General features: G+C 37.7%; 4 protein-coding genes and 1 pseudogene. All 5 read left to right on the top strand.

Annotated elements, in window-relative coordinates; genetic code table 11:
* The first annotated feature begins 93 nt into the window (after positions 1–93).
* Positions 94–846, top strand: coding sequence for a type I methionyl aminopeptidase (gene map, locus ACPYKA_RS18740; protein WP_479543721.1), 753 nt, complete (start codon positions 94–96; stop codon positions 844–846).
* 30 nt (positions 847–876) lie between these two features.
* Positions 877–1,599 (top strand): AzlC family ABC transporter permease, encoded by a 723-nt coding sequence (locus ACPYKA_RS18735; RefSeq protein WP_479543720.1) that lies wholly within the window; start codon positions 877–879, stop codon positions 1,597–1,599.
* Positions 1,599–1,892 carry an AzlD domain-containing protein gene (locus tag ACPYKA_RS18730; protein ID WP_336263498.1) on the top strand — a complete coding sequence of 98 codons (294 nt, stop codon included), beginning with the start codon at positions 1,599–1,601 and terminating at the stop codon, positions 1,890–1,892. The genes ACPYKA_RS18735 and ACPYKA_RS18730 overlap by 1 nt, the downstream gene beginning before the upstream one ends.
* Positions 1,893–2,109: 217 nt before the next feature.
* The gene (locus ACPYKA_RS18725) at positions 2,110–2,673 is read left to right on the top strand and encodes a DUF4256 domain-containing protein (protein WP_479543719.1); all 564 of its coding nucleotides are present in this window, start codon (positions 2,110–2,112) and stop codon (positions 2,671–2,673) included.
* A 136-nt stretch (positions 2,674–2,809) separates the two neighbouring features.
* Positions 2,810–2,949, top strand: a pseudogene (locus ACPYKA_RS18720) (MFS transporter); the annotation flags it as partial.

Genomic DNA, 2,949 nt, shown 5'->3' with positions numbered 1-2,949 from the left:
GTTCATTGCCTGACGATTGTTCTCATTCAAAATACAGGTCTTTTTATGGTACACTTAAAAATGGATAATTACTGTTGAAAGGGAGTATCTTAGTTGATTACACGAAAAAGTAAGCGTGAAATTAGCCAAATGCAAGAAGCAGGAAAGCTACTAGTAGCTACACATAAAGAAATTGCAAAAATGATTAAACCTGGGATTACAACGATGGAGATCGATGAATTTGTAGAAAAATTTTTAAAAAAGCATGGAGCTACACCAGAACAAAAAGGATTTCAAGGGTATCCGTATGCTACATGTGCTTCAATAAATGATGAAATTTGTCATGGGTTTCCGCGGAAAAAACCACTAATAAACGGAGACATTGTAACGATAGATATGGTTGTAAATCTAAATGGAGGTTTAGCAGATTCAGCTTGGTCTTATGCAGTCGGTGAAGTTGATGAAAAAGGAAAGCGATTAATGGAAGTAACCAAAAAGGCACTTTATCTAGGAATTGAACAAGCCCAAGTCGGTAATCGAATTGGTGATATTGGTCACGCCATTCAAACGTATGCAGAAGGAGAAGGTTTTTCTGTTGTCCGCGAGTTTACTGGTCACGGTATCGGACCGACAATTCATGAACCACCGCATATACCACATTTTGGACAGCCAAATAAAGGTGTTCGCTTAAAAGAAGGTATGGTGATAACAATTGAGCCGATGATTAATGAGGGAACTTGGAAAAGCAAAATGGATAAAAATAATTGGACTGCTCGAACTGTTGATAAAGGGCGCTCCGTGCAATATGAGCATACGCTAGCGATTACTAAAAATGGACCATTAATTTTGACAGAACAAGACGAATAAACAATATACAACAGTAAGGAGGGTACATGATTGGAGCAGGCTTCACAACAGAAAAGAAATCAATCTTTTTATATGTTTCAAAAAGGACTTCAAGTTGGCTTCCCCATTTTATTAGGGTATATTCCTGTTGCTTTAACGTATGGGGTGCTAGCCGCACAATCCGGAATGTCCATTTTTGAATTAACGATGATGAGTGCCCTCGTTTATGCTGGTGCAAGTCAATTTATGGGAGCAAATATGATTGCGGCAGGTGCAACTGCTGTAGAAATAATCGTCGCAACCTTTGTACTGAACTTTCGTCATTTTGTCATGAGTTTATCGTTTATGAATGAAATTCGAGATCGTATTTCTTTAAAAGGAAGAGCAGGTTTAGCGCTTAGCTTAACAGATGAAACATTTGCAGTATCTGCTCTTCATAAAGAAGTGGCAAAAGAAGAGAAATCGGTATTTTTCTATGCTGCTATTTATTTATCGGCCTATTTATCTTGGGTTTTTGGCTCTTTCCTCGGTGGAATGTTAGGAGAAGTGATCCCGGAGCAATTAAGTCAGAGTATGGGGATCGCACTTTATGCTATGTTTATTGGTTTGCTTGTTCCATCAGTAAAAAAAGAATTACGCCTCGGTTTAATCGCAATTATAGCTATGTTTATCAATGTAATTGCAAGTCAATTTGTCAGTAGCGGTTGGGCAATTGTGTTTGGTACATTATTGGGTGGTTTAGCAGGTGTTTACTTACTAAAGGAGAAAAGGTAATGATCTTACTTATCATAATTGGTATGTCCCTTGTGACGATGATTCCTAGAGTGATTCCAGCATTTGTCGTCGATAAATTTTTATTTCGTGATTGGGTGAATCGATGGTTGCAAGCAATTCCATATGCAGCTCTCGGTGCTTTAATTTTTCCAGGAATTCTATCTGTTATTGAGGGAGAGCCTCATATTGGAATAATTGGTGGGATTGTCGCAATTTTACTTGCCTATTTCGGATTAAATATTGTTTTAGTTGTAATCGGAGCGATTGTAACAGTGTTTTTGTTGACGATGTAAAAATGTTACATCAGAACTGATTTCTTACAAATTTTCCGAACGAGAAAGCCTATAAAGGGCGTCCCGTCTTTAGACAAGGGATAGCTTTTTTTATCTAAATTGTCTGAAAATGTGCTATAATTCGTGTATAGAAAATCTCTAAAATGATCTCGTTCATTGAAAATTAGATATTCTGTTAAAAAACCGCTTTTTAGAAAAAATGAGGGAGGGTAATAACATGACAAAGAGCGAAAAATTATCACAAGAGCAACGGGAAGAATTACTCAACGTATTGAAAGCTCGTTTTGAGAAAAATAGTCACCGTCATAAAGGTCTTGAATGGGATAAAGTTCAAGCAAAACTGGAAGCTAATCCAGAAAAACTCTGGTCGCTAAATGAAATGGAAAGTACCGGCGGCGAGCCGGATGTTGTTGGATATGATGAAAAGGCGGATGAATATACTTTTTACGATTGTTCAGCCGAAAGCCCTAAAGGACGTAGAAGTGTTTGTTACGACCGGGAAGCACTGGAATCAAGAAAAAAGTATAAGCCGGAAACTAGTGCGTTGGATATGGCCACTGCCATGGGCATTGAACTTTTAACGGAAGAACAATATCGGCAATTACAAGAACTTGGAGATTTTGATTTAAAAACGTCAAGCTGGATACAAACACCCGCCGATATTAGGGAACGCGGTGGTGCTCTTTTTTGCGACTGTCGCTATGGCCACGTCTTTTTGTATCATAATGGAGCTGAATCCTACTATGCTTCTAGAGGTTTTCGTGGCTCATTAAGCGTCTAATCTTCATAAATAAAATGAAAAATGCTCTTCCATGATAACTCATAATTTCACTCGTAACTATATCAAATAATTTGCGAATAACTTATCCTTTCAAGTGCATAATAATTGTACTTATTGTGCAAAAGGATGAGGCTTAGTGTCCAATCAACAATCTATTGAAAAACGTTGGGCAATTATTTCACTTGCCTCCGTTCCGCTCATTATGACTTTGGGAAACTCCATGTTAATTCCGATCTTGCCTGTAATGGAGGAAAAATTAGCTATATCAAAGCTACA

The organism is Pseudogracilibacillus amylolyticus (SeqCode), from assembly GCF_051918545.1.
GTDB lineage: Bacteria > Bacillota > Bacilli > Bacillales > Amphibacillaceae > Pseudogracilibacillus.
The sequence above is the reverse complement of the archived record's forward strand: the minus strand, read 5'-3'. Positions and strand labels throughout refer to the sequence as shown.